The following is a 22,817-nucleotide window of genomic DNA, read 5'->3' as shown; positions in this document are numbered from 1 at the left end:
CCGAGAGTTTGAATTCGACGGGATATTTTGTCGCCATAGACCTGCACCTTCAATGTCAGATTATGGTCCAACATTTGGGGTGCAGTTCATGAATGGCGCCCCTACAGCAGGAATGTGCCGATTTTGTCGGCTGGCATTCTGCCGTGCATTGATGAATCATAGTCCGCACTGTGTAATCACCTGCGGACTATTATGATGGAACAGAATATTGAGGCTGGTTGGTTGCGGCCTCTGATTGCCGACCGACTCACACCGTACCTCGAAATTGATGCAGCGCGCCTGCAACGCAACCTGCAACAGATGCAGCAAAAAGCCGATGCCGCTGGCGTCACGCTACGTCCTCATATCAAAACCCATAAAAGCGTCTGGATTGCTGAGCAGCAGCGAAAGCTCGGCGCGCGCGGCATTACCGTATCTAAACCGAGTGAAGGCATCGCCTTCATTCTCGGTGGCGAACGCGATCTGCTGCTGGCTTACCCCGTAGTGCATGCCGAAACGCTGAAAGAACTTTTGGCGGTAGCCGCACAACATCAGGCGCGCATTACCTGTATTGCGGATTGCACGCATGGCGTGGCAGCAATAGCGGCTGCACATCAGCGCCAGCCCGATTGCCAGCTGGCGTTAGCCATCAAAGTGGATGTGGGATTACATCGCATCGGTGTTGATCCGCACGGCGATGCCGCCGTTACGCTGGCGCAGCAGATACAGGGTGCGGGCCTCACGTTTGCCGGGCTGGTTTCTCATGCCGGTCACGCTTATGGCGCAGGCAACGCCGCAGCGATTGCCGACGTTGCCCTGCAGGAAATCACATTAATGCGTGATCTGCAGCAGCGCCTGATTGCCGCTGGTTTTGCGCACTGCCCGATTTCAGTCGGTTCAACGCCAACGGCATTGGCGGCACCCGTCGCGCAGGACAGCGATGAAATCCGCCCCGGCAATTACGCGCTGCTCGATCTCACCGCATGGCGTTTAGGTCTTTGCACGCCAGATGCGTTGGCGCTGAGCGTGGTAACGCGCGTGGTAGCAGTCAATCCGCACTTCGCCATTATTGATGCCGGTTCCAAAATGCTTAGCTCTGACAAAGGGCCGCACGGCACCAATGCCAGCGGATTTGGTATCGCCGTCGATGAGCAAGGCAATCATTATGAAGTGTTGAAGCTGTCGGAGGAGCATGGTTTCCTGCAATATGCTGAACAGGCACCCGCCGTTGGCGCGCTGCTACGCATCTTCCCTAATCACAGCTGCGCGGTGGTTGCGCAGTCCGATCGCTTCGTGCTGCGCCATGCTGATGGTACGGGTGAAGAACAGGCTATTCAGGGACGCGGCAAGTTTATCTGATTACAGCGTTTTCACGGAAACCGCTGCTGACCCACACTTCCATGACCGGGCCGTTTGCAGCCCGGTATCAGCGTGCTTTAATGGCTGTATCACATCAGGAGGTCCCATGCTGCCATCTCAGACCGTCACACTAACGGTTCCACGCAACTGGTTAGATTTGTATGAAACCATCTGGAAACCGGAATGCTTTGCCAAATGGGCTAGCGGACTCAGCGCCAGTACGCTGACGCAGGAAGGGAACAGCTGGAAAGCCAAAGGTCCCGAGGGAACGGTAAAGATTCGCTTTACCCCACACAATCCCTTTGGCGTGATGGATCACTGGATTGATACCGGAACGGGTAAAGAGATTTATATGCCGATGCGGGTGATTGCCAATGAGCAAGGTGCGGAAGTTGTGATGGTGGTTTATCGTCAAGCATTCATGTCTGACGAGAAGTTTGCCGAGGATGTTGCATGGGTAAAACGCGACCTGGAACAGCTTCTTCATCTGTTAACTCATTAGAATCAATGGATTATGCAGAGATCGCTTCTTTAACGCATGCTGGAATCAATCAATAAAAATCGCTTACTTTTTTGCTCAGTAGCGTTTAACTGTTTTGCTCAAACCTTCACGTATTTATCTGCTAATCACCAGTCTGGCTTAAGCATCCTCAACAGGAAAATTCCTGGTGAGGATGTGCAGAAAAATGCTGAGTGCCTCTGATTTATCAAAGTTTTTTCTGTATTTCTTTATCGCCGATTCATTCAACCGTATGGAATGAAGAAAAGCACTAATAAATAGTAAATCACTCGCCTTATATATTCTGATGCAAATTCTGAAACCATTTATTCCTGCGGTCTATTTATAGGAGTTTTCTGATGGTGTTAAATTAATTAAAACACGGTATAACTCATTTCACACACAGCAGTAACCATAATAACAACAGCAGGGAAATAACATGGATCGCTCAACCTATCCTTTGTTATCAGAAAAAGAATTCGTTGAGATTGCCAGCCGGATGCTGGCCGGGGAATATATAAACTCAAAGGGATTTTATAATGATCTTACGGATTTCCTCCGCACAGGAGGAGATACCATTAAGATAACAACATCATTAAGCGCCAGGGTCATCTTAATAAATTCAGAACATCATTTAATTGAACGCATTTTTACGTGGCAAAACCTGAAAGGTATATCAGGGCTGCGTCAGGATGCGCTGCATTGATGTAAGCTGTGCTTTGGCCTGTGGCCAGAGTAAACCCTTAATTGCACTGGTACATGTACCATAATGAGCAGAATATGGCGATAAGAGAAAAAAATCTGACCAACGCTAAATGGTCAATTTTGTCATCGATTAAAATCGTCGGCATTGGTGTTTTACAACTTTCACTTCTGGCACAAATACTCCAGGCAAACGAGTTAAATTTACTCGCCATTGCTATTGTAATGTTATTGATTATTGACACACTGGCCGATCGCGGATTTGGCAATGCCATTATCAGAACAAAAAACCTGAACAATAGCGATCTCTCAATATTATATTGGGGGAATGTATTAAGCGGACTCGCTATTTTTGCCGCGCTGTTTATTGGTAGCGATATTTCTAGCCGAATAATGAATCAACCCGAAATGGCAATAATGCTGGAAATGATTTCGGTCATCTTCATTATTATTCCACAGGGGCAACATTATCGCGCCATATTACAGCGGGAAAACCAATTTTCACGCATCGCTTTCGCGGAAACATCTTCTGTACTGGTGGGATTAAGCGTCACACTGTTTACCGTGTGGCTGACACCTTCAGTGCTGTGCGCCATCTGGGGCTACCTCGCCATGGTATCCATCAGAATGCTGATCTACTGCTACTACGGTCGCTCCTGGTTCCAGCCAGAATACCGCTTTAGCCTGAAAAGTTTCGCTAACGTGCGAGCAAGAAACGGATAATAAAAACAAGTCTGTATGGTGGGCTCTGGGCATCTGAAAAGATGCGTTCGCGTGCTGGTCGCCAGCACGCTTTTTTCTTTTTAGGCTTCCAGTAACTCTTCCAGTGACTGAAAACTGAGTTCACTTAACTTGCCGTTACGCTGCAAGCGCAGCCAACTCACTATCATGCGTAACTCATCAATCACCATGTAGAGATCGGCCATATCATTCTTGCTTTTGACCTGCAGTCGCGCCAGTGCATTGAGTTTGTGTGCATTCACTGTTTTGTGACTGATGCCTAAGCGAATGCCGATGTGCTCTATGCTGTAACCCCACGCCATCATCAGTAATACCCTTAATTGCCTGTCTGGCAAAAGAATATCCGCACCTTCAACTAACTGAATTTGGGCATTAGTGTTGATGCTGGTGAGAAGACGGCTGGAAAGTATCTGACGAGAGGATTTTAAGTCCAACACCGTCAGCGAAGGCAGGTAACGACTGAGCGCATGCATCAGCGGTAACAAACGCCGCGTCAGCACCACGATTTGCATCGTGGGGAACTGCTGCTGTAAGGCATAAAGCACTTTTAAGGTGCCAGTTAGTGGCATATTTTCATGAAAGATACACACCAGCAAACGCGGTTTCATCTTTTCGCACTTCGCCATGACCGTGCTGAGAGACCATAGCTCATGCAGCTGACACACAACAGGTAACGAGGACAAAAGACTCTCAAGCCCCAGCGCCGCCAGTTTGTCAGAGGAGAAAAAGAGGATGTCTTCGTTACGAGTTTTCATGCCTGTCCAATAGTTGCTACACGTGATGCCTGAGAGCGGAAAGCCTGCTTCAATTGCCAGTAATCACGTACGACACAAACTGGCTAGAACTTAAGAAGAGAAGATCTGCCCCTCTTCGCATCATTTATACTTATGCGAAAAGGCCAATGACTGCAGATTTATCCCGCCTGCTAAGCCTGTTAGCATGCACGCCATCAAAAAGCCTAATCCGATAACGCTTTATTTAGAAAATCTCAGTGGTCTACACTCTGAGAAATCTTTAGCCTTGCCGCCAATTTACTGGAGTGCTCTATGTTGTTAACCGTTCTCTATATTATTGGTATTTCAGCCGAAGCCATGACCGGCGCGCTGGCGGCAGGACGTCGTAAAATGGACCTGTTTGGCGTGATCATCATCGCCTCGGTCACCGCCATTGGCGGCGGTTCGGTGCGTGACATTTTGCTGGGCCACTATCCGCTCAGTTGGGTTAAAAACCCGGAGTACATCATGATCGTGGCTGCGGCTGCGGTTGTGACCACTTTTGTTGCACCGCTGATGACGCACCTGCGCAAAGTGTTTCTGGTGCTGGATGCGCTGGGTTTAGTGGTGTTCTCGATTATTGGCGCCCAGGTTGCACTGGATAGCGGGCACGCCTCCATCATTGCAGCCATCGCCGCCGTGATCACCGGCGTATTCGGCGGAGTGCTGCGCGATATGTTCTGCAATCGCATTCCGTTGGTGTTCCAGAAAGAGCTGTATGCCGGTATCGCTTTTGCCTCGGGCTGGATGTATATCCTGTTGCTGAAAACGCCGCTGGCGCATGAAGCGGTGGTGATCATCACGCTACTGTTCGGCTTCTTCGCCCGCTTGCTGGCGCTGCGTTTCCGCCTCGGTTTGCCGATCTTCAACTATCCCCATCCTGAACATTGAATCTGTTGCAGGAATCTCCTGCTGCTGCAGGAAGTGAATCAACTGCTGCAGGTGCGCATCCTGCAGCATCATCACAATCCGTTGTGCTAACACGCTACCGATACCGGGCAGTTGCTGCCAGCTTTCCGCCGTTCGCGTCAGCAACTGCGACCATTGCGCATCCGGTAAAGCCTGTAACGCGGCGCGCGGCAACGGCAAGCCAAGTGCACTCACCCAGCGTCGCAGCGGCTGTTGGCGCGTCAGGTTAAAGCGGTGCCAGATAAGTTGCGCGCGAGCCGGCGTGATGCCATTAGCCTGCGCAATCTGATCCGGCGTCAGGGTCAGCCAGGAAAAGAGATGGCTGACAGCGCCGCTATCCAGCAGGCGCTGCCAGCTGCTGCGCTGTACGCCCGCAATATCGAGTACCGACTTCTGGCTGAGCCAGCTAAGGCGAGATAAAAACTGCGCCCGGCAGTCGGCGCTAAAGTGCAGACAGGTTAAGCCGTGGAATTCGCCCTCCTGTGGCGACGCTGGATAATCGCGCTGCGCCACACGCCAAATCACGCGCTCCAGTCGCGGAATGCCTAATCCCGCCAGCGTGAGCGTCACCTCATCACCCGCGATCACATCCAGTTCCCGCCAGCGTCGCAGGGAACCAATGTTTACCCGGCGTACCGTTTTGTCCTCCAGTTGCACCGGTATCAGATTTAGCACCACGGCGATCTTGCCCGTGCGGCCCACATTGAAATCCACTGACAGCACTTCGCTGCTGACTTCTGCTGGTTGATACTTCCATGCCGCTGACCAACTGCCCTGGCCGGGCTGCCAATCGCGCCCTGCGCTGACGGGTGATTGATGAATTACCACGCCATCGGTGACAAACGGCAGCGATTCGCGGAACCAGCGATCGCGCCATACCGCGACCTCTTCTTCATTACTCACCTGACGGCTCCAGCTCTGCGCCAGCCCAAATCCCCATTGTGTGAGCTGCGCCAGACGATCGGGCATTGAATTGGGTCCATCCGGCCACGCCCAGATAAATACGCTAAGCTGCTCAAGTAGCGGGCTGTTGTCGTGGCGCATCAGCGCTCCCGCCACCTGCGCGCGCGCGTTCTTGCCGCCGTCACGCGCCTGTTGATGATCGGTCATTTGCAGAAACAGCTCACCTTGCAGCACCACTTCCTCGCGCAAGGTATCCAGCTGCTGCGGGATGGAGGGAATATGTGCGGATTTGGCCAGCCACTCTTCGCCACGTAAACCATCACCGCGACTGATCAATGAGGCCAACTTACCCTGTCGATATACCAAAGTAACGGCGACGCCATCGACTTTCGGCTGCAGCCATAGCGCAGATTTGTCCTGCATCCAGTACGCCACTGCCAGCTTATCGCGCAGTTTGCGCACGCCGGTATGCGCCACCGGATGATGCGTACTGCCATCGGTGGTGAGTTGTGCGTCGTAGGTGGCGTGCGCCGGAGTGAAACAGCGCTGCCACTGCTGTAATCGCTGATGCAGGCTGTCGTAATCGGCATCGGTCACCAGATTTGTGCCCTGCCGGTAATACGCGTCATCCCACTGTCGTAGCTGGGTTTGCAGCTGTGTGATTTCCTGCCCCGCGCGCACCGGCGACCAATTCGGGCAGAGCGCTTCGGCCCAGCAACCCATACTAAATAAGCAACACAATAGACTCAGGCATCCTTTCATCTTCGCTCTCCTTTTTTGCTATTGGAGCGCGCAGCGCAGGCCTTTACCAGCCATGAAGATTGTGCGCTGGATGCAGATTCCAGAGATTAAATTGCTGTTGCAGCCTGCTACATCAGCCTCTAGCGCGGCTTCACAGAAAAAAGAATTGCCTCAGCCAAGCGGCAAACGCTGCGTGACCACCCCAAGCCGTGTATACTGTGCAGGAAATCGACTCCGCTCTTTACTCAATTCAAGATAACCATGGCTCAAGGCACGCTTTATATAGTTTCCGCCCCCAGCGGCGCGGGTAAATCCAGCCTGATTCAGGCGCTGTTAAAGACACAACCGCTGTACGATACGCAGGTGTCTATTTCTCATACCACCCGTGGCGTGCGTCCCGGTGAAGCTCATGGTGAGCACTACTTTTTCGTCTCTAAGTCCGAATTCGAGACCATGATTGCAACAGACGACTTCCTCGAACATGCGGAAGTGTTTGGCAATTATTACGGTACGTCACGCGCTGCGATTGAGCAGGTGCTGGCGACCGGCGTGGACGTCTTCCTGGATATCGACTGGCAAGGTGCGCAGCAAATTCGCCAGAAAATGCCGGCCGCTCGCAGCATCTTTGTGCTGCCGCCTTCTACCGAAGAGTTGGATCGTCGCCTGCGTGGCCGCGGTCAGGACAGCGAAGAGGTGATTGCCCGTCGTATGCAACAGGCCGTGGCGGAAATGAGCCACTACGCCGAATATGACTATTTAATTGTTAATGATGATTTCGATCTGGCGCTGTCAGATCTGAAAACCATTATTCGCGCAGAACGTCTGCGTATGGGTCGCCAAAAATCGCGACATGATGCTTTAATCAGCAAACTATTGGCAGTCTGAATTCACTTTCAGTATTATGCCCAGTCATTTCTTCATCATCTGTGGAGTAGCACACCTATGGCACGCGTAACCGTTCAGGACGCAGTAGAGAAAGTTGGTAACCGTTTTGACCTGGTGTTGGTCGCTGCACGTCGTGCACGTCAGATGCAGGTAGGCGGTAAAGATGCGCTGGTTCCGGAAGAGAACGATAAGCCAACCGTTATCGCCCTGCGCGAAATCGAAGAAGGTTTGATCACTACCCAGATTCTGGATGTCCGTGATCGTCAGGAACAGCATGAGCAGGAAGCCGCTGAGTTACAAGCCGTTACCGCTATCGCTGAAGGTCGTCGTTAACAGCACTTCGCAGGTCGCCCTTGTATCTGTTTGAAAGCCTCAATCAACTGATTGAAAAATACTTGCCTGAGGAGCAAATTAAGCGCCTTAAGCAAGCTTATCTAGTCGCGCGTGATGCCCACGAGGGTCAAACACGCTCCAGCGGCGAGCCTTACATCACCCATCCTGTTGCTGTCGCCTGCATTCTGGCCGAGATGAAACTCGACCATGAAACGCTAATGGCGGCGCTGCTGCATGACGTGATCGAAGATACGCCCGCCACTTACCAGGATATGGAACAGCTGTTTGGTAAAAGCGTTGCCGAACTGGTGGAAGGTGTATCCAAGCTCGATAAGCTGAAGTTCCGCGACAAGAAAGAAGCGCAGGCTGAAAACTTCCGCAAAATGATCATGGCGATGGTGCAGGATATCCGCGTCATCTTGATCAAACTGGCTGACCGCACGCACAACATGCGCACGCTCGGCGCGTTACGTCCGGATAAAAAACGCCGTATCGCGCTGGAAACGCTGGAGATTTACAGTCCTCTGGCGCACCGCCTTGGTATTCATCACCTGAAAACAGAACTGGAAGAGCTCGGCTTTGAAGCGCTCTACCCGAACCGTTTCCGCGTGATTAAAGAGGTGGTGAAAGCGGCGCGCGGTAACCGTAAAGAGATGATTCAGAAGATCCTTGCTGAAATCGACGGTCGCTTACAGGAAGCAGGTATTCCCTGCCGCGTAAGTGGACGCGAAAAACATCTCTACTCGATCTACCGCAAAATGCACCTGAAAGAGCAGCGTTTTCACTCGATCATGGATATCTACGCTTTCCGCGTCATCGTGAAAGATCTGGATACCTGTTATCGCGTGCTCGGACAGATGCATAGCTTGTACAAACCGCGTCCCGGACGCGTGAAAGATTACATCGCCATTCCCAAGGCCAACGGCTATCAATCACTGCATACTTCAATGATCGGGCCGCACGGCGTGCCGGTTGAAGTGCAGATCCGTACTGAAGATATGGATCAGATGGCAGAAATGGGTGTGGCAGCACACTGGGCGTATAAAGAGAGCGGCGAAGTCAGCGGTACTACCGCGCAGATTCGTGCTCAACGCTGGCTACAAAGCCTGCTGGAGCTGCAGCAAAGCGCCGGTAGCTCATTTGAATTTATCGAAAGCGTGAAATCCGATCTCTTCCCGGATGAGATCTACGTGTTCACGCCGGAAGGCCGCATCGTCGAATTGCCGGCTGGCGCCACGCCGGTCGATTTCGCCTATGCGGTGCATACCGATATCGGTCATGCCTGCGTCGGCGCACGCGTCGATCGCCAGCCTTACCCGCTGTCACAATCGCTGACCAGCGGTCAAACCATTGAAATCATCACCGCGCCGGGCGCTCGTCCGAACGCTGCCTGGCTCAATTTCGTCGTCAGCTCGAAAGCGCGCGCCAAAATCCGTCAGCTGCTGAAAAACCTCAAACGTGAAGACTCCGTCAACCTGGGTCGTCGTCTGTTGAGCCACGCGCTCGGCGGCAGCAAGAAGCTGGCAGAGATTCCGGTTGAGAACATTCAGCACGAACTTGAGCGCATGAAGCTGACCGCCATCGATGATTTGCTGGCAGAAATCGGCCTGGGCAACGCCATGAGCGTAGTGGTGGCAAAGAACTTGCTGCAGTCAGGCAGTGAAGAGCCGCAGAGCAACAGCAAACGCAAAAAGCTGCCGATCAAAGGCGCGGATGGCGTGCTGATTACCTTTGCCAAATGCTGCCGTCCAATTCCTGGTGACCCGATTGTGGCGCACGTTAGTCCCGGAAAAGGTTTGGTGGTGCATCACGAATCCTGCCGTAACATCCGTGGCTACCAAAAAGAGCCTGAAAAGTTCATGCCGGTTGAGTGGGATAAAGTGACCGACCAGGAATTTGTCGCAGAGATTAAAGTCGACATGTTCAATCATCAGGGCGCACTGGCGAATCTGACCGCGGCAATCAACACTGCCAGTTCCAATATTCAGAGCCTGAATACCGAAGAGCGTGATGGTCGCGTGTATAGCGCCTTTATCCGCCTCACCGCGAACGATCGCGTCCATCTGGCGAATATTATGCGCAAAATCCGCGTAATGCCGGACGTGATCAAAGTTCACCGCAACCGTAATTAGCCCATGAACGCTCAACGTTTTGCCCGAATTCAGGAGATGCTGGCCCTGCGTCAGCACGATCTTACCGTTTGCATGGAACAGGTGCATAAACCGCATAACGTCTCGGCAGTGATCCGTACCGCCGATGCGGTGGGCATTCATGAAGTGCACGCCGTCTGGCCAAGCGTGCGTATGCGCACCATGGTTTCCGCTTCGGCCGGCAGCAACAGTTGGGTGAAGGTTAAAACGCATCAGCATATTGCAGATGCAGTGCGTCATCTGAAGGATGAAGGCATGCAGGTGCTGGCGACCAATCTGTCCGCCAAAGCGGTAGATTTTCGCGACATCGATTACACCAAACCGACCTGCATTTTGATGGGTCAGGAAAAAACCGGTATTACCGCTGAAGCGCTGGCGCTGGCCGATCAGGACATCGTTGTGCCGATGGTGGGCATGGTGCAGTCGCTCAATGTCTCGGTGGCTTCCGCGCTGATTTTGTATGAAGCGCAACGTCAGCGACAGAATGCCGGCATGTATCAGCGCACCTATAGCCTGCTGGATGAAGATGAGCAGCAGCGTTTGCTATTCGAAGGCGGTTACCCGGTGCTGGCACGCGTCGCCAAGCAGAAGGGCCTGCCGTATCCGCACATCAATGGTCAGGGCGAAGTAGAAGCCGACGCCGAGTGGTGGGCCACCATGCAATCAACAGGTAGAAAATGAAAGGCCGTCTGCTGGATGCCATCCCGCTCAGTACCCTGACCGGCGTCGGCGCCAGTCAGGCGGGCAAGCTGGCCAAACTTAGCCTGTTCACCATTCAGGATCTACTGCTGCATCTGCCACTGCGTTACGAAGATCGCACCCAACTGTATAAAATTAATGACCTGCTGCCCGGCATTTATGCCACGGTGGAAGGTGAAGTGCTGAGCAGCGAAATCACATTTGGTCGCCGCCGCATGTTGGTGTGCCAGATCAGCGATGGCAGCGGCATGCTGACCATGCGTTTCTTCAATTTCAATGCCGGGATGAAAAACAGCCTGGCGCCGGGCCGTCGCGTTACCGCCTACGGCGAGATTAAGCGCGGTCAGCGCGGTGCTGAAATCATTCATCCCGAGTTTCGCGTGCAGGGCGAACAAGGCGGCGTTGAGCTGCAGGAAACCCTGACGCCGGTTTATCCCACTACCGAAGGCATTCGCCAGGCGACACTGCGCAATCTCACCGATCAGGCGTTGACGTTGCTGGAGAGCTGCCCAATTGCCGAGCTGCTACCGTCCGAGCTGAGCGGCGGGCTGATTAGCCTGCCGGATGCACTACGCACGCTGCATCGTCCACCGCCGGATCTGCGTTTAAGTGAGCTGGAGACTGGCCGCCATCCGGCGCAGAAACGCTTAATTCTGGAAGAACTACTGGCGCATAACCTCAGCATGCTAGCAGTACGCGCCGGTGCGCAGCGCCATCATGCATTGCCGATGACGGCGCGCCACGAGCTGGTTGATCAGCTACTGGCGGCGCTGCCCTTCTCGCCAACCGGTGCGCAACAGCGTGTGGTGGCAGAAATCGAAAAAGATTTGGCCAACGATTTTCCGATGATGCGTTTGGTGCAGGGCGATGTCGGCTCCGGTAAAACGCTGGTAGCCGCACTGGCGGCACTAAACGTCATCGCACACGGCAAACAGGTAGCGCTGATGGCACCGACCGAGCTGCTGGCCGAGCAGCATGCCAACAACTTCCGCCAGTGGTTTGCACCGCTGGGAATTGAAGTGGGCTGGCTGGCGGGCAAGCAGAAAGGCAAAGCGCGCGAAGCGCAGCAGGAAGCCATTGCCAGCGGTCAGGTCGCGATGGTGGTCGGCACCCACGCGCTGTTCCAGGAACAGGTGAAATTCAACGGCATGGCGCTGGTGATCATTGATGAGCAGCATCGCTTTGGCGTGCACCAGCGCTTAGCGCTGTGGGAAAAAGGCGAGGAACAAGGTTTCCATCCGCATCAGCTGATCATGACCGCTACGCCGATTCCGCGCACGCTGGCGATGACGGCTTACGCCGATCTCGATACCTCCACCATCGACGAATTACCGCCAGGTCGTACGCCGGTGACCACGGTGGCGATTCCCGATAGCCGCCGCAGTGAGATCATCACGCGCGTGCAAAGCGCCTGTCACGAAGGACGTCAGGCTTATTGGGTGTGTACGCTGATTGAAGAGTCGGAAGTGCTGGAAGCGCAGGCGGCAGAAGCAACGTGGGAAGAGCTGAAAGTGGCGCTGCCCGATTTGCAGGTTGGCCTGGTGCACGGCCGCATGAAGCCTGCCGAAAAGCAGGCGGTGATGGCGGCGTTTAAGGCCAATGAAATCCAGCTGCTGATCGCCACCACGGTGATCGAAGTGGGCGTGGATGTGCCGAATGCCAGCCTGATGATTATCGAAAACCCGGAACGTCTCGGTTTGGCTCAGTTACATCAGCTGCGCGGCCGCGTAGGCCGTGGTGCTGTCGCTTCACACTGCGTGTTGTTGTACAAAGCGCCGCTCAGCAAAACCGCGCAGAAGCGGTTGCAGGTGCTGCGCGATAGCAACGACGGCTTCGTGATTGCTCAGCACGATCTGGAGATTCGCGGTCCGGGTGAAATGCTCGGCACACGTCAAACCGGCAACGCCGAGTTTAAAGTGGCGGATTTACTGCGCGATCAGGGCATGATTCCCGAAGTTCAGCGCGTGGCGCGTCATATCCACCAGCACTATCCAGAGCAGGCGCAGGCACTGATTGAGCGCTGGCTGCCGGAAACCGAGCGCTACAGTAACGCTTAATCCGCCGTCTTGCTTTTATCGATGGCAATAAAATCCCCGACAAATTTCTGCAGCAGACGCGCCAGCTCGGCGCGCTCTTCATCCGGCCAGCTGGCAAACAGGTTCTGATAAATTTGCGCGCGCGCCGCATCGATTTTGTCAGTCATCGCTTTACCTGCCGCAGTGATCACCGCTTCATTCACCCGTTTGTCTTTGGCATTTTTCTGGCGCTGCGCCAGCCCTAATTCCTCCAGCTTCGCCACCTGACGACTGACGGTGGTGTAATCGCGTCCGGCCCGCTCCGCCAGCTCCACCACGCCAATTGGCCCGAAGCGACCGATTTGAATCAGTAGCGGAAACAGCGCACGATCGAGCTGAATATTTGACTCTTTTATCAATAATTCATCACGTTGTGGACGATTGAAAGTTCCTACAATCATCAGCAGCGCATTGTGCAGATCATCAAATGCAGCACTATTATGTGTATTTTGCACACTTTTCATTGACGTTATCCTGAGGCAAGCCTAATGTGTGCATATTACACATAGTTTCCACTTAACTGAAGGTGAAAGCATGAAAGCAGCGATAGTTTCCGCGGCAGGTGAACTGCCCGTTTACGGTGATTTTCCTGAACCGCGGGCTGATGAAAGCCATGTGGTGGTAACAGTGAAAGCCGCCGCCGTTAGCCAGCTGGCAAAAGCACGCGCCGCCGGAACGCATTACAGCGCGGCCGCGCACTATCCCTTTATTACCGGCATCGATGGTACCGGCACGCTGAGTAATGGCGATCCGGTTTACTTCCTTGCCTTTAATGCACCTTGGGGCAGCATGGCGGAGAGAACCTTAGTGCCCGCCGACAGCATCGTTTCGTTGCCGCCGAAATTGGATCCGGTGCTGGCCGCTGCGCTGGCGAATCCGGGCATGTCATCCTGGGCGGCATTAACCCGACGCGCCCAGCTGCGCACCGGTGAAACCGTATTGATCAATGGCGCAACCGGCACGTCGGGCGGTTTAGCGGTGCGTATCGCACAGCATCTGGGTGCAGGCAAAATTATCGCCACCGGTCGTAATCGCGCCGCGCTGGATCAACTGCGCGCGCAGGGCGCCGACCTCACTTTCACGCTGGATGAATTGCCGGACGCGTTACCGGCGTTGATGAAAGAAGGTGTTGATGTGGTACTCGATTATCTGTGGGGCCAGAGCGCACTCGATATCATGCACGCCGCCGTAGCGGGCGGAGAGAAAACGGTACGCTTTGTGCAAATCGGTTCCTTAAGCGGACAGGAAATTACCCTGCACAGCAAACTGCTGCGCTCGTCCGGGCTGACATTAATGGGCAGCGGCCTCGGCAGCGTGTCGGATAAAGAGTTGATCGCCTGCATCGGCGAAATGCTGACGGCCGCCGCCGAGAGCGATTTTTCGATCGCCTTCCAGATGCGCTCGCTGAGTGACGTCGCGCTGGCGTGGCAGGAAGATGACAGCCGTTGCCGTACGGTGTTTACGCTTTAGATCAACGGAAGTAAAAAGGGGCATTGCAAACGATTGCTTTCACAACGCAACCGTTTAAAATCGCCCCTTTGTTGTAATTGAGAACGTCCACCATGTCCGTCAACACCGCTGAAACTCGCCAGCCTGCCAGCGCTGCAAGCCCGAAAAGTGAACTGATTTACCGCCTCGAAGACCGTCCACCGTTACCGCAAACCTTGTTTGCTGCCTGTCAGCATTTGCTGGCGATGTTTGTCGCGGTGATTACGCCTGCGCTGCTGATTTGCCAGGCGCTGGGTTTACCGGCACAGGACACGCAACACATCATCAGCATGTCGCTGTTTGCCTCGGGCGTGGCATCCATTCTGCAAATCAAAGCCTGGGGACCCGTGGGCTCTGGCCTGTTGTCGATTCAGGGCACCAGCTTTAACTTCGTGACGCCGCTGATCATGGGCGGCATGGCGCTGAAAAATGGTGGCGTTGATGTGCCGACCATGATGGCGGCGCTGTTTGGCACGCTGATGGTGGCGTCTTGTACCGAAATGGTGCTGTCACGCGTGTTGCACCTGGCGCGCCGCATCATTACGCCGCTGGTTTCCGGCATTGTGGTGATGATTATTGGCCTGTCGCTGATTCAGGTCGGTTTGACCTCCATCGGCGGCGGCTTTGCGGCGATGAGCGATCACACGTTTGGCGCTCCGAAAAACTTGTTGCTGGCGGCTTCGGTATTGGTGGTGATTATCCTGCTTAATCGTCAGCGTAATGCTTATCTGCGCGTGGCTTCGTTGGTGATCGCGATGGCGGTAGGTTATGCGCTGGCCTGGGCGCTGGATATGCTGCCCGCCACCAGCACGCCAGCCGATCAGCCGCTGATTGCCGTGCCATCGCCGCTCTACTACGGCCTGGGCTTTGACTGGAATCTGCTGATCCCGCTGATGTTGGTGTTTATGGTGACCTCGCTGGAAACCATCGGCGACATCACCGCGACTTCTGATGTTTCCGAGCAGCCGGTAAGTGGCCCGCTGTATATGAAGCGTCTGAAAGGCGGCGTGTTGGCCAACGGTCTTAACTCCTTTGTCTCAGCGCTGTTCAACACCTTCCCGAATTCCTGTTTTGGCCAGAACAACGGCGTGATTCAGCTTACCGGCGTTGCCAGCCGCTATGTAGGCTTTGTCGTAGCGCTGATGCTGATCGTGCTTGGCCTGTTCCCAGCCGTGAGTGGTTTTGTGCAGCATATTCCAGAACCGGTGCTGGGCGGTGCCACCATTGTGATGTTTGGTACCATCGCCGCATCTGGCGTGCGCATCGTTTCGCGTGAACCGCTGAATCGTCGTGCCATCATGATTATCGCGCTGTCGCTGGCGGTAGGTTTGGGCGTTTCTCAGCAGCCGCTGATTCTGCAATTTGCCCCGGACTGGCTGAAAACCCTGCTTTCATCTGGCATTGCGGCCGGTGGTATTACCGCCATCGTGCTGAACCTGATCTTCCCGCAAGAAAAGTAATCCTGCAGGCAGGCTTCGGCCTGCCTGATATTTATCCGCATTTACATCCAGGCTGTTGAGCTGTAACGGTAATTCAGGCATAACAACCACTCACCGGATAAATATCGGGATGGATGAGTGCGATGAAATTTTTAGGCAAGTTTTTCCTTACCTTACTGCTGCTAATTCTGCTGGCGCTGGTAGTGCTGTATGTGTTGCTACAAACACAATGGGGCGCAGGTTGGTTTAGCCGCTGGGTAAGCGATAAAACCGCCTGGCATCTCTCTCTCAGCAAGATTGAGCACGACTTCTCCTCCCCTTCGCATATCATTCTCGATGACTTCAGCTTTGGCCATGATGGTCAACCCGCCGTGTTAGTGGCGAAACGCGTTGATCTTGGCCTTGCGCTGGTTCAGTTCAGCGATCCACTGCACTTCAACAGCATCGAAGTGCGCGACGGTGAAATCAATCTCGCCAATCAAGCGCCCGATACCACGCTGCCGATTCAGGCCAATCGCCTGCAGCTGAATAATGTGCGTATTGAGAATCCGCACAGCGCATTGCCGATGACCGCTCAGCGCGTGAATGGCGGTCTTCTGCCGTGGAAACCGCTGCCTAACGACGTGCTGGGCAGCGATGCGCAGTTCCAGATCAGCGCTGGCACCCTGACGCTGGATGGCGTACCGGGTAACAACGTGCTGCTGCAGGGCAGTATCAAGCAACGTCGTCTGGTGCTGAGCAATATCGGCGCCGATCTGGCGCGCGGTTCGATGAGCGGCAACGTCGAGCGCGATGCGCAGGGTAACTGGAAGATCGACCAACTGCGCCTCAACGATATCCGCTTGCAAACCCATCAAAGCCTGAGCGACTTCCTCAATCCGCTGCGCGCTGTGCCTTCTGTGAGCATCAACCGTCTGGATATGACCGATGCACGCCTGCAAGGACCTGACTGGGCGGTGACCGATCTCGATTTAACCCTGAAAAATGTCACCCTGCGCGGCGATGATTGGGAAAGCGACGGCGGTTCTCTCTCCATGAATGCCGGGAATTTTATTAACGGTGGCTTTGAGCTCAACGATCCTATCGTCAATGCCGAATTCTCGGCGCAGGGCATCGCGCTGACGCAGTTCAGTTCGCGCTGGGTGAATGGCGTGGTGCGCGCCAGTGGCAACTGGACGCGCAGCGACAAACGTCTGACGCTGGATGAACTGGCGATCGCCGGGCTGGAATATACTTTGCCGCAAAACTGGCGTGAACGCTGGCAGCAAACCTTACCGGACTGGCTGGATAGCGTGCTAATAACCCGCGCTACTGCCAACCGTAACCTGATTATTGATATCAATCCGGCGTTCCCGTTCCAGATGACGTCACTGGATGGCAGCGCGAATAATCTGTTACTGGCGCGTCAACATCAGTGGGGAATCTGGTCCGGTAAAGCCAGCTTCAACGCGGCCGAAGCCACCTTCAATCGCACCGATCTGCGTCATCCGTCCATTGCGCTGAATGCCAACGATCAACAGATTCAGGTAACGGAATTGAGCGCCTTTAACGGCAGCGGTTTACTGGAAGGATCAGCAACGGTTGGGCAGGACGCGCAACGTCCGTTGACGCTGAATCTGAAAGGCCAGGCTGTGCCGGCAAACGTGCTGGGCAATTGGGGTTGGCCAACGCTGCAGTTGAGCGGTAACAGTAATTTACAGCTGCAGCTGAAAGGTTCGCTGAACGCCAGCGCGCCGCTGCGCCCCAGCGTGGATGGCACGTTGTCGGTAACCACCGATGCCCAAGCTGTACAGCAAACGATGCGGGGCGGGCAAGTGCAATAATTCTGTAGCGGCGCGATTCATTGCGCTCTTTTGACTTTAAAAAGCGATGCGCAATAAATTGCGCCGCTACAGTAGGTAAAAAAATTGCAGGACTAATCGATACGGGCGCCGGAGCCGCCCTCTTCCAGTGCTCCGTCAGAATCGGCGGGCAGCACGATATACACACCTTCGAATACCGCGCCCAGCTCATCATCCCCAAACAGCTCCACTTCCATCTGCACGCGCGCTTTGCGGCCACGCGCCAGACGATCAAGATCGCCGCTGAGCGAGCCGAGATCGGCAATCGCGCCCGGACGGCCGCTGATCGGTTTGCTGTAGCGAATATGCGCATCCGCCAGAATAATGGTGCCACCGAGATGGCGCTCGCGCAGTAGCAGCCAAATTAAACCCCAACCGGTGAGCGTGGCGAGCGAAAACAAGCTGCCCGCAAATAGGGTGTGATGGGGATTCTGGTTGCCCGCTTCGGGCATGGTGGTCACGAATTTCTGCCCGGTGTATTGCAGAATGCGCACGCCCATTTTTTCACTCAGCGGAATGTGCTCGTACCAGGCTTGTTGCAGCTGTCCGCACCAGTCGGCGCGATGCAGAATATCGTCGAGCGTCACGACCGGTTTTATCATCAGGAAGTGGCGCACTGGCGTAGTTTGCGGCGCGGTGATTTCGCCCTGGTTGACGTAGCCGAGCTTGGCAAAAAATTCGACGGCGTCTTCACGCGCGCTACAAGTGACGCGTTTTGCCCCTTCCTGACGCGCGACCGATTCCAGCGTCATCGCCACCAGCGTGCCAAGACCTTTGCCCTGCACCGAAGGATGCACGGCAAGGAAGCGAATCGCGGCTTCGTTCTCGGCATTGATGTACAGACGGCCGATTGCCACCGGTTTGCCTTGCTCATCCACCACCATTTGATGATGCGCCAGCGCATCCCAGGCATCACGCTCAGAACCCTGCGGCTGACGCAGCGGCTTTCGTAACATTTCCCAGCGGAACTGGTAATACATATCCAGCTCTTCCGCCGTTTGCGGTACGCGAAGATGATACATAAAGTGATTCTCTCGTTCGAAGCTTGCGTGGCTAAGTCCTTGCCGCTCGGCTGAAACCCTCACACCTGTAACCAGAAGGTCACCGGACCATCGTTTACCAACGAAACCTGCATATTGGCGGCGAAGCGCCCGTTTGCGGTGGCCACACCCTGTGCACGGCAGCAATCGCTAAAGTATTCATAGAGGCGCTCGGCTTCCGCCGGTTCTGCGCCGCCAGAAAAAGAGGGACGCATACCTTTATTGGTATCTGCAGCGAGAGTGAATTGCGACACCACCAGCACGCTGCCACCTGCCTGCTGCACATTGAGATTCATTTTGTCGTTCTCATCCGCAAAGATGCGGTAGCCCAGCACGCGCTCGGTTAATCGCTGCGCTTTTTGTTCATCGTCGCCCTTTTCCACACCCAATAACACCAGCAAGCCGGCGCCAATTTCGCCCACTGTCGCGTCGTCAACGCTGACACTGGCGCGGCTGACGCGCTGAATCAAAGCAATCATGTTTCCTCACGTTCTTTTTCGCGTTCCTGCTGTTTTAGCTGGCGATAGTCATCCAGCGTGACGGTGATTTCCGCGCCTAACAACACAATACACCACGACCAGTAAACCCAAAGGAACAGAATGGGGATGACCGCCAGAACGCCGTAAATTAACTGATACGAAGGGAACATCGTAACATAGAGCGCAAAGCCTTTTTTACCCAGCTCGAACAGCAACCCGGCAACGATGGCGCCGATCAGTGCATCACGCGTCGGCACGCGCCGCGTCGGCACAATGCTATACAGCAGCCAGAAAGCGAGGATAGAGAGGCACAGCGGGAATATGCGCAGCAGATGATCGATCAAGCTGGTGACGCCCGTGACGTTCACCCAGCGCAGCGACAGCAGATAGGAGCTGAGCGCTAAACTTGCGCCGGCCAACAGCGGGCCCAGCGTTAAGATCATCCAGTAAACAGCAAAGGAGTAGACCATTGGACGCGGTTTATCGCTGCGCCAGATGGCGTTCAATGCGCTGTCCACCGAATGCATCAGCAGCAGCGCGGTGACGATCAACCCCACAATGCCGACCGCCGTCATCTTATTGACGTTGGCGACAAACTGATCGAGATAACGCTGAATCACGTCGCCCGTTGCCGGAATGAAGTTGGTAAAGATGAAGTTCTTCAACTGCACGCTGATGTCCGAGAACATCGGAAAAGCAGCAAACAGAGCGAACACCACGGCAATCAGCGGCACCAATGCCAGCAATGAGACGTAGGCGAGATTACCCGCCTGCGTCGTCATGTTGTCATCGTCAACGCGTCGCCACAGCAGTTTTACCCACAAATAAAAGGCATGCGCCGAGTGGCGCAGATGTCGATGGTTCAGCACTCAGAGACGACCCGCAAACCAGTCCGGCACAGTTTTCTCATCAACCACCAGCACGCTCTCAATGCCGAGTGCGCGCGCAGCGTCGATATTGGCCTGATTATCATCGAAAAATACCGCCTGATCGGCCTGATAACCTTCGTGCTGCAGCACATAGTTGTAGATGCGCGCTTCCGGCTTACGCATGCCGATATCCTGCGACATATAAAGATGATCGGCCGCCTGTTGAACATCGGGATATTGGGTTGGCCAGAACTCGAAGTGCAGCTGATTGGTATTGGACAGGATCACCACGCGCTCGCCATTGGCACGCAGCTTGTTCATGATCGCCAGCGTTTCCGGACGCACGCCGACAAAGACCGCCTGCCAGCCAGCGGTGAATTGCGGATAGCTCAACGCGATATCCAGCTGGTCGCAAATGCGCGCAGCGAATTCTGGATCGCTGATTTCGCCACGTTCGTGTTTCTCAAAAGCCTCATCCATGCGGAAACGACTTTGTAGCGTGGATAACGGCACGCGCCCTAAGTCGCTCCAGACGCCGAGCACACGATTGAAATCGATATCAACAATCACATTGCCTAAATCAAAGATGTACAGCATGACGCCTCTCCTTTTCGTTCCCTGGATCATTCACTTTAGCGGCAAAAGTGGGAGCTGAACAGGGACGAGGGGCGGGAAATCAGTAATCTGGAAGCGGAGGCAAAATTCATTAAGCGAGCGTTGCAGCGGGTTGCAGGCATAAAAAAGCCCCGCGGGTGCGGGGCTCAATATCAGACTGTTTCGCTTACTCTTTGCTGCCGCGAGAAGAACGTTTACGATCGTTCTCGGTCAGATGACGTTTACGAATACGGACTGACAGCGGAGTCACTTCTACCAGTTCGTCATCATCGATGAACTCGATAGCCTGTTCCAGCGTCATTTTCTGTGGTGGAACCAGAGTGGTGGCTTCGTCAGTACCTGACGCACGCATGTTGGTCAGTTTCTTACCGGTCAGACAGTTTACTGTCAGATCGTTAGAACGGCTGTGAATACCGATGATCTGGCCTTCATACACTTCCGCACCGTGACCGAGGAACAGCTTGCCGCGGTCCTGCAGACCGAACAGGGCGAACGCTACCGCTTTACCCTGACCGTTCGAGATCAGCACGCCGTTCTGACGCTGGCCCACTTCGCCCGGGCGAACATCGTCGTAGTGGCTGAAGGTGGAGTAAAGCAGACCGGTACCTGAAGTCATGGTCATGAATTCGTTACGGAAGCCGATCAGGCCACGGCTTGGGATCATGTAGTCGAGACGTACACGGCCTTTACCATCTGGATCCATGTTTTTCAGGTCGCCTTTACGCTCACCCATCGCTTGCATCACAGAACCCTGATGGGTTTCTTCGATGTCGAGGGTCACGTTTTCGAATGGCTCCTGCTTACGGCCTTCGTGCTCGCGGAAGATAACTTTCGGACGGGATACCGCCAGCTCGAAACCTTCACGACGCATGTTTTCGATCAGAACCGACAAGTGCAGCTCACCACGACCGGAAACGCGGAACGCATCCGAATCTTCGGTTTCTTCAACGCGCAATGCCACGTTGTGTACCAGCTCTTTGTTCAAACGCTCCAGGATCTGGCGCGAGGTCACGAACTTACCTTCTTTACCGCAGAACGGTGAGGTGTTCACGTTGAAGAACATGGTAACGGTTGGCTCATCAACGCTCAGGGCTGGCAGCGCTTCCACATTCTGCGTGTCGCAGATGGTGTCAGAGATGTTCAGCTCGCCCAGACCGGTGATCGCGATGATGTCGCCCGCTTCTGCCAGGGTACTTTCGATACGTTCCAGACCCAAGTGGCCCAGCACTTTACCGACTTTACCGTTACGGGTTTTGCCTTCGCTATCAATGATAGTGACCTGCTGGTTCGGCTTCACGGTACCGCGCTTGATGCGGCCGATGCCGATCACGCCCAGATAGTTGTTGTAGTCCAGCTGCGAGATCTGCATCTGCAGTGGCGCTTCAACTTCAACCTGAGGTGGAGAAACGTGGTCAACGATCGCCTGATACAGCGGGGTCATGTCGTCAGCCATGTCGGTATGTTCCAGACCCGCGATACCGTTCAGCGCCGAAGCGAAGATAATCGGGAAGTCCAGCTGCTCGTCAGTCGCATCCAGGTTAACGAACAGGTCAAATACCTGATCAACAACCCAATCAGGACGCGCGCCCGGACGGTCAACTTTGTTGATAACCACAATCGGCTTCAAACCATGAGCAAATGCTTTCTTGGTTACGAAGCGGGTTTGCGGCATAGGGCCATCCATCGCATCTACAACCAGCAGCACCGAATCCACCATGGACATGACGCGCTCCACTTCACCACCGAAGTCGGCGTGTCCTGGGGTATCAACGATGTTGATACGGTAGTCATTCCATTTGATGGCGGTGTTTTTTGCGAGGATGGTAATCCCACGCTCTTTCTCCAAATCGTTGGAGTCCATTACGCGCTCAGTCGCTTCGGTACGAGCATCAAAAGTACCGGACTGTTGGAGCAGCTTGTCAACCAGGGTGGTCTTACCATGGTCAACGTGCGCGATGATGGCGATGTTACGCAAATTTTCGATCACAGCTTTGCCTCAGGCATTATAGAAATAACGCGGTATTGTACACGGATTAAGCGGAAGACTGAACATGATCACAGATTTCGCCGAAAGTTTCTTATAGCGCTGGTTTTTAGCACCGTTTACGGTGCATTAATCTGCACTGCGATAGTAATTTGCACCAAATTGGTGCTTAACTTCACCTGTGGCGCACCATAACGATGCATGCAATCCATCCTGGTGCAGCCTTCGACTCACGAAAGGGCGCATTGTAGCGCCATTTTCGCCATTGTCATAAAGTTGGCACAGAATTCGCTTTATATATTTTAAGCGAAAAC

At 54.3% G+C, this 22,817-nt stretch carries 21 protein-coding genes; 13 read left to right on the top strand and 8 right to left on the bottom strand.

Going from position 1 to position 22,817, the window contains the following annotated elements; all coding sequences use genetic code 11:
- The first annotated feature begins 195 nt into the window (after positions 1-195).
- The 4 genes from DEU53_RS22550 (at position 196) to DEU53_RS22535 (ending at position 3,262) form a co-directional block, all read left to right on the top strand.
- Complete coding sequence (locus tag DEU53_RS22550) at positions 196-1,338, top strand: alanine racemase (RefSeq protein WP_199559738.1); 1,143 nt, start codon at positions 196-198, stop codon at positions 1,336-1,338.
- A gap of 106 nt (positions 1,339-1,444) precedes the next feature.
- A complete protein-coding gene (locus DEU53_RS22545; protein WP_101760704.1) occupies positions 1,445-1,840 on the top strand; it encodes a polyketide cyclase in 396 nt (131 codons plus the stop codon).
- A 436-nt stretch (positions 1,841-2,276) separates the two neighbouring features.
- Positions 2,277-2,543, top strand: coding sequence for a hypothetical protein (locus DEU53_RS22540; RefSeq protein WP_110868431.1), 267 nt, complete (start codon positions 2,277-2,279; stop codon positions 2,541-2,543).
- Positions 2,544-2,617: 74 nt separating this feature from the next.
- Entirely contained in the window at positions 2,618-3,262 is a 645-nt protein-coding gene (locus DEU53_RS22535) for an oligosaccharide flippase family protein (RefSeq protein ID WP_110868430.1), read from the top strand.
- Between the two features lie 80 nt (positions 3,263-3,342).
- On the opposite strand, the gene DEU53_RS22530 is transcribed toward DEU53_RS22535, so the two are convergent.
- Entirely contained in the window at positions 3,343-4,035 is a 693-nt protein-coding gene (locus tag DEU53_RS22530) for a LuxR C-terminal-related transcriptional regulator (RefSeq protein WP_110868429.1), read from the bottom strand.
- 291 nt (positions 4,036-4,326) lie between these two features.
- On the opposite strand from DEU53_RS22530, the gene DEU53_RS22525 reads away from it, so the two are divergent.
- The gene (locus tag DEU53_RS22525; protein WP_110868428.1) at positions 4,327-4,944 is read left to right on the top strand and encodes a trimeric intracellular cation channel family protein; all 618 of its coding nucleotides are present in this window, start codon (positions 4,327-4,329) and stop codon (positions 4,942-4,944) included.
- Here DEU53_RS22525 and ligB read toward each other — a convergent pair.
- A complete protein-coding gene (gene ligB / locus DEU53_RS22520; protein ID WP_110868427.1) occupies positions 4,858-6,627 on the bottom strand; it encodes an NAD-dependent DNA ligase LigB in 1,770 nt (589 codons plus the stop codon). The genes DEU53_RS22525 and ligB overlap by 87 nt on opposite strands.
- A gap of 240 nt (positions 6,628-6,867) precedes the next feature.
- On the opposite strand from ligB, the gene gmk reads away from it, so the two are divergent.
- From gmk to recG, 5 genes are read left to right on the top strand one after another with little or no spacing between them, the layout of a single operon-like run.
- A complete protein-coding gene (gene gmk, locus DEU53_RS22515; protein WP_008109768.1) occupies positions 6,868-7,491 on the top strand; it encodes a guanylate kinase in 624 nt (207 codons plus the stop codon).
- Positions 7,492-7,548: 57 nt separating this feature from the next.
- Positions 7,549-7,824 carry a DNA-directed RNA polymerase subunit omega gene (rpoZ, locus tag DEU53_RS22510; RefSeq protein ID WP_007885265.1) on the top strand — a complete coding sequence of 92 codons (276 nt, stop codon included), beginning with the start codon at positions 7,549-7,551 and terminating at the stop codon, positions 7,822-7,824.
- 20 nt (positions 7,825-7,844) lie between these two features.
- Complete coding sequence (gene spoT / locus DEU53_RS22505; RefSeq protein ID WP_101760709.1) at positions 7,845-9,956, top strand: bifunctional GTP diphosphokinase/guanosine-3',5'-bis pyrophosphate 3'-pyrophosphohydrolase; 2,112 nt, start codon at positions 7,845-7,847, stop codon at positions 9,954-9,956.
- Positions 9,957-9,959: 3 nt separating this feature from the next.
- Positions 9,960-10,655 carry a tRNA (guanosine(18)-2'-O)-methyltransferase TrmH gene (gene trmH, locus DEU53_RS22500; RefSeq protein WP_101760710.1) on the top strand — a complete coding sequence of 232 codons (696 nt, stop codon included), beginning with the start codon at positions 9,960-9,962 and terminating at the stop codon, positions 10,653-10,655.
- The gene (recG, locus tag DEU53_RS22495; RefSeq protein WP_110868426.1) at positions 10,652-12,730 is read left to right on the top strand and encodes an ATP-dependent DNA helicase RecG; all 2,079 of its coding nucleotides are present in this window, start codon (positions 10,652-10,654) and stop codon (positions 12,728-12,730) included. The genes trmH and recG overlap by 4 nt, the downstream gene beginning before the upstream one ends.
- Here recG and DEU53_RS22490 read toward each other — a convergent pair.
- Positions 12,727-13,212 (bottom strand): MarR family winged helix-turn-helix transcriptional regulator, encoded by a 486-nt coding sequence (locus DEU53_RS22490; protein WP_110868425.1) that lies wholly within the window; start codon positions 13,210-13,212, stop codon positions 12,727-12,729. The genes recG and DEU53_RS22490 overlap by 4 nt on opposite strands.
- 70 nt (positions 13,213-13,282) lie before the next feature.
- On the opposite strand from DEU53_RS22490, the gene DEU53_RS22485 reads away from it, so the two are divergent.
- The 3 genes from DEU53_RS22485 to DEU53_RS22475 all read left to right on the top strand — a co-directional run bounded on the left by DEU53_RS22485 (position 13,283) and on the right by DEU53_RS22475 (position 17,498).
- Positions 13,283-14,218: a zinc-binding alcohol dehydrogenase family protein gene (locus DEU53_RS22485; protein ID WP_110868424.1), complete on the top strand. Its 936-nt coding sequence runs from the start codon at positions 13,283-13,285 to the stop codon at positions 14,216-14,218.
- Between the two features lie 92 nt (positions 14,219-14,310).
- Positions 14,311-15,696 carry an NCS2 family protein gene (locus DEU53_RS22480; RefSeq protein ID WP_110868423.1) on the top strand — a complete coding sequence of 462 codons (1,386 nt, stop codon included), beginning with the start codon at positions 14,311-14,313 and terminating at the stop codon, positions 15,694-15,696.
- 122 nt (positions 15,697-15,818) lie between these two features.
- On the top strand, positions 15,819-17,498 hold the full coding sequence (locus tag DEU53_RS22475; protein ID WP_110868422.1) for an AsmA family protein: 1,680 nt from the start codon (positions 15,819-15,821) through the stop codon (positions 17,496-17,498).
- A gap of 92 nt (positions 17,499-17,590) precedes the next feature.
- Here DEU53_RS22475 and fabY read toward each other — a convergent pair whose 3' ends face one another.
- The 5 genes from fabY to typA form a co-directional block, all read right to left on the bottom strand.
- Positions 17,591-18,538 carry a fatty acid biosynthesis protein FabY gene (gene fabY / locus DEU53_RS22470; RefSeq protein ID WP_101760715.1) on the bottom strand — a complete coding sequence of 316 codons (948 nt, stop codon included), beginning with the start codon at positions 18,536-18,538 and terminating at the stop codon, positions 17,591-17,593.
- A gap of 59 nt (positions 18,539-18,597) precedes the next feature.
- Positions 18,598-19,035 (bottom strand): D-aminoacyl-tRNA deacylase, encoded by a 438-nt coding sequence (gene dtd, locus DEU53_RS22465; RefSeq protein ID WP_101760716.1) that lies wholly within the window; start codon positions 19,033-19,035, stop codon positions 18,598-18,600.
- The gene (locus DEU53_RS22460) at positions 19,032-19,904 is read right to left on the bottom strand and encodes a virulence factor BrkB family protein (RefSeq protein WP_101760717.1); all 873 of its coding nucleotides are present in this window, start codon (positions 19,902-19,904) and stop codon (positions 19,032-19,034) included. Before DEU53_RS22460 ends, dtd begins: the two co-directional genes overlap by 4 nt.
- Positions 19,905-20,501 carry a glucose-1-phosphatase gene (gene yihX / locus DEU53_RS22455; protein ID WP_101760718.1) on the bottom strand — a complete coding sequence of 199 codons (597 nt, stop codon included), beginning with the start codon at positions 20,499-20,501 and terminating at the stop codon, positions 19,905-19,907.
- Positions 20,502-20,685: 184 nt separating this feature from the next.
- The gene (gene typA / locus DEU53_RS22450; protein ID WP_008109794.1) at positions 20,686-22,506 is read right to left on the bottom strand and encodes a ribosome-dependent GTPase TypA; all 1,821 of its coding nucleotides are present in this window, start codon (positions 22,504-22,506) and stop codon (positions 20,686-20,688) included.
- Between the last annotated feature and the right edge of the window lie 311 nt (positions 22,507-22,817).

The sequence above is a fragment of the Pantoea sp. AG1095 genome, assembly GCF_003208415.1.
Classification (GTDB): domain Bacteria; phylum Pseudomonadota; class Gammaproteobacteria; order Enterobacterales; family Enterobacteriaceae; genus Pantoea; species Pantoea leporis.
This window is presented reverse-complemented; position numbering and strand designations above follow the sequence as displayed.